Below are 12,039 nucleotides of genomic sequence, written 5' to 3'. Positions count from 1 at the left end.
CAGTTCATTCGACATATACTTCCTACATTTTAACACGATTCAACAAAATAGGAAATGGTAATAGAAAGGTGGAAGTGAGCGTTTAAACCCCGTACGCATAAGACAAGCGATGATGTAGGGGCTTTTTTCCCTACAACAGCGATTGACTTATGTCGATAGGGGCTGCGAACTGGAACTAGATCCAGAAATAATGAAATGTGAAGTCCTCCTGGGAGACACGACATGCATAAGACAACCACCAGCGTGGAGCGCTCTTCTCCACGAGGGTGGTTGACTTATGTCACGAGTGTCTGGGGGACGGAGCTGGATCTAGAAAGAGAAAGGTGGAAGTGAGCGTTTAGCCCCGTACGCATAAGACAAGCGATGACATTGGCTAAATCACGATAATTAAAAAAGCCGCACAGGAACCCTGTGCGGTCTTGATATTTCATATTATAAAGCACGAGACTGTTGAACCTCAACAGGTCCCATTCCTCTCGGTACTTCAACCGTTTCATTACGGCCAGCTTCCAAAGCATTTACGATATATTCTGCAGCCACATTCGGATCAATTCGATCTCCGCATGTGTAAACATCGATACTTGCATATCCATGTTCAGGGAAACTGTGAATCGTCAAATGCGATTCGGAAATAATGACGACCCCGCTGACACCGTGGGGAGCAAACTTGTGAAATGCGACCTCTCTCACTTCCGCTCCTGCTTTTAGTGCAGCATCGACAAAAACTTGTTCTATATACGACATATCGTTCAATTTTCCTTCATTACAATCCCATAGTTCGGCAATTACATGTCTTCCCATTGTATCCATTGCTAGGATCCCCCTTTGTACATTAACTTCTTTATCTTCTAAATAACAGTCATGAGCTACCACGGGGGAAAGTTAGTCCTGAGAGGTCCTAACCCTTTGAGTAGACATGAAACCTTACGTAATTCAGAAGTTCAAAAAGAAGTATATACGGTTTACCCCCATTTTGCAAGATATATTTTTCCAGACTGGCTGGGGTTATATAAGTCTTGCACGTTGGTTCCTATTATAAGATACAAATGGGTGACTTTTCCACCTATGAGACTCTCGCAGTTGTTTCTTGTTTCATTAGATTACCGACATACTTAGCCAAATCAACGACGCGACAAGAGTATCCCCATTCATTGTCGTACCAGGCAAGCACTTTAACCTTCCGATCCTCTATGACTTGCGTCGACAAACTGTCAATGATCGCTGAAGATGGAGAAGTTGTGTAGTCAATAGAAACAAGAGGCTCATCATTGAACTCTAAAATCCCTTTCATTTCCCTGCGCGCTACTTTTGCAAAGGCTTGATTGACCTCTTCAACTGTAACATCTTTCTTAAGATCGACAACAAGATCGACTAAGGATACATTTGGTGTTGGAACTCTCAATGCCATTCCATTCAACTTCCCTTTCATACTAGGTATGACCTCTCCAAGAGCTTTTGCAGCGCCTGTGGAGGTAGGAATGATGGATTGAGTACATCCACGAGCTCTTCGTAAATCCTTATGAGGATTATCTAAATTCTTCTGATCATTTGTGAAGGCATGAACAGTGGTCATTAATCCATTTTCGATTCCGAATTCGTCTTCTAGCACTTTAACCACTGGTGCTAAGCAATTCGTTGTGCAGGAGGCGTTGGAAATAACGTGATGTTCATTCGGTTCATACGTTTCTTCATTTACTCCCATTACAATGGTTGCATCGACCTGTTTTCCAGGAGCCGTAATAATGACTTTTTTCGCTCCTGCTTCCATATGCAAGGAAGCTTCCTCTTTCGTTCTGAATTTCCCAGTTGCCTCTATGACAATATCTATATCTAATGTGTTCCAAGGTAATTCCAACGGGTTTCTTGTTGAACATAATTTAACTTTCTTTCCGTTCACAAGCAATCCGTCATCCGAAGCTTTGATTTCGCCTTCAAAGCGTCCATGAACGCTGTCATACTTCAACATATGAGCAATAGTTTCTGCTGGATAGCTCGCATTAACGGCTACAAGTTCTATCGACTCATCTACAGCCGCTTTTCTAAAAACCATTCTTCCTATTCTCCCCAAGCCATTAATGGCGATCTTTGTTTTCCCCATGATCCAGCCCCCTATATGTGATATACTTTTGAATCGTTTTTTCACGATTAGTATAACATATTGTAAGCGCTTTTTCAGTTTTGTTCATAACTTTTTATAAAAAAATAAAAAACACGCCAAAAACTAAAAAGTCCTGACGTGTTAATATACGATATTCCATTCGTGAAGTATGTCTTTTAATTGTTGAAAACTTTCATCAATCGTTCCGTTGTTGTCAATGACGGCGTCTGCCATTGCTGCTTTTTGTTTCACAGGAATTTGTGCTTTGATACGCTGTTCGGCATCTTCGCGACTAGATCGATCACGTTCCATCAGACGCTCAAGCTGAGTCTCTTCACTTACGTATACGACCACAACGCGGTCCACGTAATGACTGAGTTTACTTTCGAAAAGCAGCGGGATATCCAGAACCATTGCAGAATAATGTTCAGAAACATAATAATCACGTTTGGCAAGCATTTCTTTTCTTACTTGAGGATGAACAATTGAGTTTAGCTGCTTCCTTTTTTCTTCATCAGAAAAGACGACCTTTCCCAATTGCTTTCGATCGAGCGTTTTATCCTCTTGTAAAATGCTGTCTCCAAAGGTATCAACGATTTGTTCGTAAGCAGGCTCTCCTGGCTTTACAACTTCCCGAGAGATGTTGTCGGCGTCAATAACAGGAATGTTCAATTCTGTAAACATTTTGGATACTGTACTTTTTCCACTGGCAATACTGCCTGTCAAACCGATGACAAGTGTCATTCTACACATCCTTTACGCAAGCTTAATCATACCAATAATTATTAATAAAACCCCTGGAAGAATGGAAATACTTTCTGCTTTTTCACTAAATCTAGCCCCTCCTTTGATGCCCGCAAAAAGCATAAGGAAGGTAGCTAAGAAAATAAATAAGGATGTTATAAAAGGAGAAACCCCGATAAATGCCCCACTCACTCCTGCACCGATCGTGTCTAGAGATAAAGCTGTACCAAGCAGCCAAACCTCTTTACCTCTGATGCCTCCGGAACGATCGACATCTGCCGATTGCGGGTCATTGAGCACCCTCGAAGGCTTCAGCCAGGGCTCTCCGTTATCTTCAGCAGTATCGTGTTTCCTGAAATACTGCCATAAGAAATAAATGCCGATACAAATTAAAGCAATCGCTCCAAGTCGATCTGCGTACTCTGCAGAAACAAAAGGGAGCAGGAAATGCCCAACGTAAGAGGAAAGTAAGAACCCAATACCAGAGAAGAAAGCGATAAATAATACACCGGGAAGCGCGAGTCCAATACGCTTCATTCCGAGGACACATCCGATCCCAAAACTATCAATGCTAACTGCAGTGACAAACAAGATTGTAAATGTAACGATGCCCATACCATCCACCTCTGTTTTTAGCTGTGGATTAGTATATGGGCTCCTTACATTTTGGTGATTATTTCTGACATTCTGGACAGATATGCGTCCCTCTTCCACTCACTTTCAGCTTCACAATTGGAGAGCCGCATCCTATGCAAGGGGCGTCCTGTTTTCCGTAAACTCGGAGTTGTTGTTGGAACATGCCAATCTCACCCTGACTGTTCAAATAGGAGCGAATCGTTGTGCCACCTTGTTCAACAGCTTCCAGAATAACCTCGATACTAGCTTCTCTTAAACGTTTGACTTCATTTTTAGTTAATTCCCTGGCTATTCGCTCAGGGTGAACCTGCGCCCGGTATAAGGCTTCGTCCACGTAGATGTTTCCAAGTCCAGCTACAATGGTTTGGTCTAGAAGCACTGCCTTAATGTTTCTCGTAGTTTTCTGAAGCTTTTCAAAGAAATAATCTAAAGTAAACGCCTCATCAAAAGGATCCGGGCCAAGCTGGATTAGCGGCTTGTTTTTCCACTCTTCTCCCTTTTGAAACACATGCATCGTTCCGAATTTTCGTACGTCGTTGTACCTGAGCTCAGTACCATCTGTGAAGTGAAAAATAACATGGGTATGCTTTGGTTTTTCTACAGAAGCTTCATAAACCCCAAATTTCCCTTCCATCCTTAAATGAGAAACCATAGCAAAGTCATCCAAATAAAAGATCATAAATTTCCCGCGGCGATCAATATCCCTTATGGATTGGCCTTTCAACATGTGTGCAAATTCCTCGGGATCTTTAGGCTCTTTGATGATGTTTCCCCACAATACAGATACATCTTCGATTGTTTTATTTAATACTAAATTTTTTAATGTCTTTCTGACCGTTTCTACTTCTGGTAGTTCCGGCATGGTGTCATTCTCCTCACTTACTTTGCATCGTACCAGGTTGGACCGTACGAGTAATCCACCTCAAGAGGAACATTCAAATCGACGGTCTGTTCCATAACTGATGCTACGACATCTTTTAATTTTTCTATTTCATCTTCTGGAGCCTCTAGTATAAGTTCATCGTGTACCTGAAGCAACATCCTTGCTTCCAGTTTTTCTTCTTCCAGGCGATGCTCAAGATCGATCATTGCTTTCTTAATGATATCAGCGGCACTTCCTTGAATAGGAGTGTTCATTGCTGTACGTTCAGCAAAGCTTCGTTTATTAAAATTACGGCTGGTAATGTCCGGCAGGTAGCGGCGCCGGTTCATGAAAGTGGATACGTACCCCTTCCTCTTTGCTTCTTGTACGGTCTCATCCATATACTCCTTCACACCCGGGTAGCTTTCAAAGTATTTGTCGATAAATGCTTTTGCCTCTTTTCGAGTAATTCCCAGGCTTTGAGACAATCCAAAGTCACTAATTCCGTAAACAATTCCAAAGTTCACCGCTTTAGCTTGTCGTCTCATTTCACTTGTGACTTCATCGCTTTCCACACCAAACACTTCACTTGCGGTCTGAGTATGAATATCCTGTCCTTCCTTAAAGGCTGCCATCAACTTCTTATCTCCAGCAATATGAGCAAGGACTCGGAGTTCAATTTGCGAATAGTCACTGGCAAACATGACCCAGTTTTCCTTTGAAGGGATAAACGCCTGTCTAATTTTTCGACCTTCTTCAAGACGGATTGGAATGTTTTGGAGATTAGGGTCTGTAGAACTTAATCGTCCGGTCTGAGTCAATGCCTGATTAAAGCGTGTATGGATCTTCTGAGTGTCTTCATGAACAACCTTCAGCAATCCCTCAATATATGTTGACTTCAGTTTACCTAATTGACGATATAACAAAATCTTAGGAATGATTTCATGTTCATCTTCAAGTTGTTCTAGTACATCGGCTGAAGTAGAATAGCCAGTCTTCGTCTTTTTGATGACGGGAAGCTCCAGTTTTTCAAACAGGATCGGTCCTAACTGCTTTGGAGAGTTTAAATTGAATGACTCCCCTGCAAGCTCGAAAATTTCTTTCTGTACCGTTTCTAAACGACCTTCCAATTCATCGCCCATCTTCTTCAGGCGTTCTACGTCCACCTGGACTCCGTGGTGCTCCATACGCCCTAGAATCAACGCCAGAGGCATTTCTAAATCATTATATAGATCATATTGTTCATTGTCTTTCAATTGCTTTTCCGCTGCTTCTTTCAGCTCATAAACCATGGCAGCTTTCCTGCTTATATGATCATGAAACACTTCATCGTCATCAGGGCGCTTCATTTTTGCCCCTTTTCCGTAAACTTCTTCATCATACTTCACTGCATTTGATCCCATACGGTGAGAAATTGCAGGTATATCATGATTATTTTCAGACGGATTGATTAAATAAGAAGCAAGCAGCAAATCAAAAGTAATCCCTTTAATATGGATACCATGGCGAAGCAAAGCAACGAGTGTGCCTTTTGCATCAAACACCCATTTTTCCTTTGAACCATCTTCAGCCCATTTTTTGAAAGCTTTAGAATCCTTCACAACTTCTATATCTGCCACATATTTTTTATCTTGATTGACGATAGCAATACCTTCTATAGGGGACTGATGGTAATTATCGTAGAGCATTTCAACGACCAGCGATTCCTGCCCCGTGAAAAGATCTTCACTGAACTCCTCTACTTCTTCTACTTCAATCTCAGGAAGCTGAGAAGATGCGTCCTCACTATCAGATTCTCCGCCTTCCTGTACACGTGAAAGCAAGGATTGGAATCCTAAATCTTTGAAAATTTGACTTACGGGATGGGTCTGATAGCCTTCATAGGCTAAGTCTTGCAGCTTAATTTCAATTGGAGCCTCTCTCTCAATCGTGACAAGCTCTTTACTCATGAACGCAGCTTCTTTATTATCTTCAAGCTTTTCCTTAAGCTTTTTACCACTAACGTCATCAAGGTTTTCATATAGATTTTCAAGAGTATCGAACTGTTTTAAAAGTTTAACAGCTGTTTTTTCACCCACACCCGGTACACCTGGAATGTTATCAGAGCTATCTCCCATAAGAGCTTTTAAATCAATAATCTGATCAGGGCGTACCTCCATTTTTTCTTTTAAAAAGGACGGATCGTATGTATCCACATTTGTAATTCCTTTTTTAGTCAAGGTAACGCTGATCTGTTCAGAAACGAGTTGCAGCAAATCCTTATCCCCGGAAATCACTTTCACATCAAAGTCTTGTTCTCCAGCTTGAGTAGCTAATGTGCCGATAATGTCATCCGCTTCATACTGTTCCAATTGGTAATATTTCACACCAAAAGCATCCAGTAGTTCCTTAAGAACGGGAAACTGTTCAGATAATTCAGGAGGGGTTTTCTGCCGCCCGCCTTTGTATTCTTCATAAGTTTTATGCCTAAATGTTGTTTTTCCAGCGTCAAACGCGACCAGCAAATGGTCCGGCTGGTCTTCTTCTAATATTTTCAGCAGCATTGTTGTAAATCCGTAGACTGCATTGGTATAGACACCTTTATCATTATTAAGTAAAGGCAATGCAAAAAAAGCACGGTAGGCAATACTGTTTCCATCAATTAATACAACTTTCTCAGCCATGAACTCACTCCTATCTATATAAAAAACGTCTTTTCCTTCATTCTACCACGTTTGCGGTTAAGAAGGAAAAGACGCACTGGAGCTTATTCAAAATAGCCTAACAGCAGTTCCGTGTAAGGAGAATCTTGCGGGAGAATGATTGTCGTTTCACCATCTATCGTTTGTTTATAGGATTCTAGTGTACGGTATAACTGATAGAAATCTGGATCCTTGGTGAAAGCTTCATTGTATATCTGAGCCGCTTCCTTTTCTCCTTCTGCCCGTATTTTTTCTGCTTCTGCACGCGCAGTTGAAAGCATTTCCTGTACTTCCCTGTCAGCTGTAGCCATCGTTCTGTTTTTCTCTGCTTCCCCTTGAGACAAGTACTCCTGAGCAATCTTCTCCCTATCTGTGATCATTTGGGTAAAAACAGCCTCTTCATTTGCTTCTGGTAAATCAGAGCGCTTTATTCGTACATCATCTACCACGATCCCATAGTTATCTCTCGTCAGATACTCATTGACACGTGAAGTGATTTCATCATTCAAAGTCCCTCGGGAGCTTTCTTCTTCGTTAATGATTTCTGAGAAATTCATCTTTCCTAGTTCTGTTCGAACAATGGAAAAGATAAACTCGCCCATTCTTGCCTCCGCGTTAGCCATCGTCCTGGCATTTGAGATCATATTTTCCGGCTCAGAGATACTCCAGATCGCATAATTATCAATAATCATTCTTTTTTTATCGAGCGTAGTAATCTCTTTTTCATCTACATCATAGACCATTTTCTTTTTAGATAAGGTAGACACCTCCTGAATAAGAGGGATTTTAAACTTCAAACCTGGTTCGTCATGGATTTTGATTACATCACCAAACTGGCGAACCACCTTATATTCTCCTTCTTTTACAATAATCATTGAGTTGATCGCAATCAATATCAGAGCCGCAATGACCACTATTGTTACTCCTGCTCTAATGTAGTTTCTCATATCTTTTGGCTTTTTTTCATTGATATCAATCGTGTCACTCACTCTTTTCACTCTCCTCGCTGTCCTCACCGGCTGGAGGGGTTACTTTCTGTACATTGCCTTGGTTCAAAGGCAAGTATTTCATCGTATTGCCATCATCATTCATGATGTAGACATTAGCTTGGGGAAGGACCTCTTCCAGTGTCTCCATGACTAAACGCTCGCGAGTGACATCCTGATTATTTTCGTACTCACTTAACAGCGCATTGAAGCGAGAGACCGCTCCATTTGCGTCCTGAATTCTTTCTACTTTATCCCCTTCTGCTCGTTGGATAATCGCATCTTTTTCCCCTAGCGCTTCTTCTCGTTTTTGATTAGCGTACTTATCAGCCTCATTGACTTTACTTTGCTTCTGCTCTCTAGCGTCTGTCACTTTAGTAAAGGCTTTACGTACTTCTTGATTCGGAAGATCTACTTCCTGCAGTTTGACATCAATAATTGAAATCCCTACTTCATAGCCCTCAATAAGGGATACGAGCATCTCTCTAACTTCGTTTTCAATTTCTGCTTTTCCAGAAGTCAGAGCTTCATCAATTTCACTGCTTCCGATTACGCCTCGCAAGGATGAGGAGGTTGCATTAAACAGGACTTGTTCTGGGTCCTCTGAGGCGAATAGATATCCTCTAGGATCGGTGATTTTCCATTGAACGACGAGATCAGCTTGAACGATTTTATCATCACCAGTGATCATGGTTACTTTATCTGCTTCGTCCTCTCCATCATTAAAACCGAAATCAAGACTGAACGTTTCTTTAGACATCTTCTCTACTTCCTGAATCGGCCACGGCATCTTGAAGTGCAGCCCCGGCTCAGTAACTCCGTCTTCAGCTTTACCAAAGGTTAAAACAACGGCTTGCTCAGACTCATCCACTGTGTACCAAGTCGTTATTAAAACGAATATTAATACAATAGCTGCTATAGCCAGGCCGCCCCACTTGTATATTTGCCTTAAGCTCATAAGCACTTCCCCTTTTTATATGTATTGATAGTACATATACGGAGAGTATTACAAAAAAGTTTCATAGGCTTTACATTTTATTAAAAGTGGAAAGGAGTGAGGGAGAAAAGTAAGTTTATATTTCCACTTAATAACGTAAAAAAAGGCAGAAGCGAGGGAAGCTTCTGCCTAAAAAGAGAAAACACCTTGGATGAAAGGGTTTCAATGAGTATCGTATCAAAGAAATATAAATGTTAATTTAATGTAAGATTAAGTTTTTGTAAACTTCTTTGGGATACTGACATGGAATGTTGTGCCTTCGTTGACAACACTCTCCACATCAACCTTCCCATGATGAGCTTCCACAATGTGTTTAACAATGGCAAGGCCCAGCCCTGTTCCACCTGAATTTCTGCTTCGTGCTTTATCTACTCGATAGAATCGTTCAAAGATCCGGGAGATCTCTTCTTCCGGAATACCGACACCATTATCTGCAATAGATATTACGATGTCATCATCCTTTTCTTTAAAGTTGAGGGTTACCTCTCCCTCCGAACCCGTGTAGTTAATAGCATTCGTTAATAAATTCATAAACACTTGCTTCAGACGGCTAGAATCACCCTGAATAATCGTTTCTCCATCGATCTCTGTACGAAGATTGACTTCTTTTTTATCTGCATGCTGTTTAACAATCGGGAGCAAATCATGAAGCAGACGTTGGATTTCTACTTGCTCAATATTTAAATAAAAATCTTCCCGTTCTAATTTAGAGAGTTCAAGCAGGTCTTGTATCAATGATTGAAGTCTGCCGCTTTCCTTCAAGATAATGTGTAGAAACTGCTCAAGCATTGCTTCATCTTTCATCGCACCGTCAAGAAGAGTTTCAGAAAAACCACGGATCGACGTAATTGGTGTTTTCAACTCATGAGAAACATTAGCAACGAAATCCTTACGCATCTGCTCCAATTGCTTGAGCTCCGTAATATCATGAAAAACAAGAACTGTTCCTTTCCACTTCTGATCTTCACTTAAAATCGGTGCCCCCGTCACTTCTAGGTGTTTGCGAGCAATATTCACAGGCAGCACAAAAGTTTCACTGATCGTCTCTTCGAACATATAAATTTTTTGCACCGTCTCATGCACGGCCGTTTGAGGAATGGCATCGTGATACAAATAACTGATGTAATTCTCTTTCTCTCCGCCAAAGGTATCGAGAAAAGCACGATTAACCAACAGGATATAGCCTTTCTCATCAATTAGGACAAGTCCATTACCCATATTGTTAATAACTGCTTCCAGTTGGTTCTCCTGCATTCCTTTTGTACTCGTCATATCTTGAAGGTTTCTAGCTAATATGTTGATGGATTGGCTTAACTGCCCTGCTTCACCAAAGTGACCTTCATACGTTCTAGCCTTATAATTACCTTTAGCAAGTTCGTTTGCTACATTTGAAGCGGCCCGAATGGGTCGTATATATTTTGAAAAAACGTTATAACCGATAAAGAAAATGACTATTAATCCAAGCAATAGTACGAATCCAATCAGAAGCCAAATATTTTTTGTAATATTGGTCAAAGATTTAACAGGAGAAATTAGAATAAGAGTTCCTTCTGTATCTTCCACTTGGATTTCTATCGGAAAATAGAAAGTGTTATCCATCAGCTTACCTTCTCTAATCTCGCTGCTTCCTGCTGTTACTTTTGAGAGCACTCCCTGTTTTTCACTTTCAGATATGATTTGGATAGCTTCTACCGTATCAATAAGCACTTCTCCATCATCCGAAATAAAAACCATTCCCGTATTCAGCTGTTCACTGAATTCATAAAGTTCATCCTCATTTACATCTTCATTTGCTGTGTACCTTTCTAAATAAGAAGCAAAATATTGGCTCTCTACTTCCACACGTTCTTCAAATATGTTGATAAAGTAACTCCTGGTCAGCTGGGCTAATAATATGCCAAGACCCACCATCACGATGACAACAAGAATCGTGTAGGTAAATAGTGGTCTTGTATTAGAGGACATCTACTTCGGCTCCTCCATTTTATAGCCAAGACCACGAATCGTTTTTATATAGACTGGCTTCTTCGTGTCAGGCTCTATTTTTTCTCGCAAATGACTGACGTGGACGTCGACAATTCTCGTGTCACCTGCAAAATCATAATTCCAGACCGCACTTAAAAGCTGGTCTCTAGACATCACTCTTCCTATGTTTTGAGCAAGGTAAAGCAAAAGCTCAAACTCTTTAGGAGTGAACGTCAGCGGTTCCTCTTTGATGGTCGCTTCATACTGATCGGGATAAATAGACAGATCAGCTATTTGGATATGTTTTTCTTCCACTTCCGCAGGTTCACGGACCATACGTCGTAGAATAGCTTTTATTCTAGCCACGACTTCCCGTGGGCTGAACGGTTTTGTTAAATAATCGTCAGCACCAAGCTCCAGACCAAGTACTTTATCAAACTCATCATCTTTTGCCGTAAGCATCAAGATCGGTGTACTCACTTGCATTTGCCTTAACTGCTTACAAACGTCCATCCCATCCATACCTGGAAGCATGACGTCAAGGACAATGAGATCAAAGGAGGTGGAAGATGCTTTGTCCAATGCATCCGTTCCATTATAAGCAACTTCTGTTTCAAACCCAGCTTGTTCGATATTATATTTAAGTAGTGTTACGATTGATTCTTCATCATCAACGATTAGAATTTTCTGTTCCATCTGCCATCACCTCTACCATCAAGTTACCCTCATCATACAATGAAGTTTACAATTTGAATACGGAAGATAAACAAATTTACCTAATTTTAATAAAACGTTAGTAATAGGATGCGACAAGGATAGGATTTAATATGCAAAAACAAAAAAAGAACCCTTATCAGGCTCTTTCCATCCCATAGAATCATTGTTCTTCAATAAAATCAGCAGGTTAGTGGAAGACTTGTTTTAGAAAGAGGTGTCCGTTATCATAGATGGAACTTTGGAGGTCCGGGAAATGACTCGCTTTCAGTGGGAGTTCGGTGAGCTTCCTGAGGCTTTGCCTTGCGGGATCTCACCATGACCTCTATTCCCACAGGAATCTCCCGCGGGAGAAG

General features: G+C 41.0%; 10 protein-coding genes. All 10 read right to left on the bottom strand.

The features are described 5' to 3' along the window. Positions 1 to 432: 432 nt before the first annotated feature. Positions 433 to 810 carry an adenosylmethionine decarboxylase gene (speD, locus tag ACRYKC_RS17115; RefSeq protein WP_085029311.1) on the bottom strand — a complete coding sequence of 126 codons (378 nt, stop codon included), beginning with the start codon at positions 808 to 810 and terminating at the stop codon, positions 433 to 435. A gap of 253 nt (positions 811 to 1,063) precedes the next feature. Next, on the bottom strand, positions 1,064 to 2,098 hold the full coding sequence (locus ACRYKC_RS17110) for a glyceraldehyde-3-phosphate dehydrogenase (protein ID WP_433808546.1): 1,035 nt from the start codon (positions 2,096 to 2,098) through the stop codon (positions 1,064 to 1,066). A 141-nt stretch (positions 2,099 to 2,239) separates the two neighbouring features. Next, positions 2,240 to 2,842, bottom strand: a complete 603-nt coding sequence (gene coaE, locus ACRYKC_RS17105) for a dephospho-CoA kinase (RefSeq protein WP_433808544.1) — start codon at positions 2,840 to 2,842, stop codon at positions 2,240 to 2,242. Positions 2,843 to 2,854: 12 nt separating this feature from the next. After that, the gene (ytaF, locus tag ACRYKC_RS17100; protein WP_433808542.1) at positions 2,855 to 3,457 is read right to left on the bottom strand and encodes a sporulation membrane protein YtaF; all 603 of its coding nucleotides are present in this window, start codon (positions 3,455 to 3,457) and stop codon (positions 2,855 to 2,857) included. A gap of 58 nt (positions 3,458 to 3,515) precedes the next feature. Further along, a complete protein-coding gene (gene mutM / locus ACRYKC_RS17095; protein ID WP_433808540.1) occupies positions 3,516 to 4,340 on the bottom strand; it encodes a DNA-formamidopyrimidine glycosylase in 825 nt (274 codons plus the stop codon). 17 nt (positions 4,341 to 4,357) lie between these two features. Beyond that, the gene (gene polA, locus ACRYKC_RS17090) at positions 4,358 to 7,003 is read right to left on the bottom strand and encodes a DNA polymerase I (RefSeq protein WP_433808538.1); all 2,646 of its coding nucleotides are present in this window, start codon (positions 7,001 to 7,003) and stop codon (positions 4,358 to 4,360) included. 83 nt (positions 7,004 to 7,086) lie between these two features. Next, on the bottom strand, positions 7,087 to 8,010 hold the full coding sequence (gene hflC / locus ACRYKC_RS17085; protein ID WP_433808536.1) for a protease modulator HflC: 924 nt from the start codon (positions 8,008 to 8,010) through the stop codon (positions 7,087 to 7,089). Then, a complete protein-coding gene (gene hflK, locus ACRYKC_RS17080; RefSeq protein ID WP_433808534.1) occupies positions 8,003 to 8,965 on the bottom strand; it encodes an FtsH protease activity modulator HflK in 963 nt (320 codons plus the stop codon). Before hflK ends, hflC begins: the two co-directional genes overlap by 8 nt. A gap of 249 nt (positions 8,966 to 9,214) precedes the next feature. Continuing rightward, entirely contained in the window at positions 9,215 to 10,969 is a 1,755-nt protein-coding gene (gene pnpS, locus ACRYKC_RS17075) for a two-component system histidine kinase PnpS (RefSeq protein ID WP_433808532.1), read from the bottom strand. Further along, positions 10,970 to 11,665 carry a response regulator transcription factor gene (locus ACRYKC_RS17070; protein ID WP_433808530.1) on the bottom strand — a complete coding sequence of 232 codons (696 nt, stop codon included), beginning with the start codon at positions 11,663 to 11,665 and terminating at the stop codon, positions 10,970 to 10,972. Between the last annotated feature and the right edge of the window lie 374 nt (positions 11,666 to 12,039).

Source organism: Halobacillus sp. A1-3, from assembly GCF_050971765.1.
Classification (GTDB): Bacteria; Bacillota; Bacilli; order Bacillales; family Halobacillaceae; genus Halobacillus; species Halobacillus mangrovi_B.
The sequence above is the reverse complement of the archived record's forward strand: the minus strand, read 5'-3'. Positions and strand labels throughout refer to the sequence as shown.

Coding starts and splice junctions, on each gene's coding strand:
- pnpS (WP_433808532.1), bottom strand. CDS start 10,969: ATGTCCTCTAATACAAGACCACTATTTACCTACACGATTCTTGTTGTC.
- ACRYKC_RS17110 (WP_433808546.1), bottom strand. CDS start 2,098: ATGGGGAAAACAAAGATCGCCATTAATGGCTTGGGGAGAATAGGAAGA.
- coaE (WP_433808544.1), bottom strand. CDS start 2,842: ATGACACTTGTCATCGGTTTGACAGGCAGTATTGCCAGTGGAAAAAGT.
- mutM (WP_433808540.1), bottom strand. CDS start 4,340: ATGCCGGAACTACCAGAAGTAGAAACGGTCAGAAAGACATTAAAAAAT.
- ytaF (WP_433808542.1), bottom strand. CDS start 3,457: ATGGGCATCGTTACATTTACAATCTTGTTTGTCACTGCAGTTAGCATT.
- hflK (WP_433808534.1), bottom strand. CDS start 8,965: ATGAGCTTAAGGCAAATATACAAGTGGGGCGGCCTGGCTATAGCAGCT.
- ACRYKC_RS17070 (WP_433808530.1), bottom strand. CDS start 11,665: ATGGAACAGAAAATTCTAATCGTTGATGATGAAGAATCAATCGTAACA.
- speD (WP_085029311.1), bottom strand. CDS start 810: ATGGATACAATGGGAAGACATGTAATTGCCGAACTATGGGATTGTAAT.
- polA (WP_433808538.1), bottom strand. CDS start 7,003: ATGGCTGAGAAAGTTGTATTAATTGATGGAAACAGTATTGCCTACCGT.